The following is a 261-nucleotide window of genomic DNA, read 5'->3' on the forward strand; positions in this document are numbered from 1 at the left end:
GTCGAAATCCTCCAAGGACATGGTGGCGCTGATGCAGCGCCGCGGGCTCTCGGCGCTCGCCATGCGCAACAACGGCAGTGAAATTGCCTCTGCCCTGAAGCAGCAGGCAGAAACGATCGCAGGCGCTGCGGCATTTTCTGCCGTCACGGTTCCGGCCTCCCTCCCCGCGCCAGTCCAAGTCGCCACCGTCAAGGCGCCGCAACCGGCGCCGACCATGGCAGCTGCAGAAGCTATGCCGCAACAGAAGCCGGAAGCCGCCGC

The 261-nt window shown here is 66.3% G+C and carries 1 protein-coding gene; it reads left to right on the plus strand.

Annotation, left to right across the window (positions count from 1 at the left end):
• Window positions 1–261, plus strand: a 261-nt coding sequence (locus SCA31_RS24020; RefSeq protein ID WP_410699506.1) for a hypothetical protein, incomplete at both ends; no start/stop codon positions are given.

Origin of the sequence: Chryseobacterium sp. SIMBA_028 (genome assembly GCF_046535285.1) — a bacterium.
Lineage (GTDB): Bacteria > Bacteroidota > Bacteroidia > Flavobacteriales > Weeksellaceae > Chryseobacterium.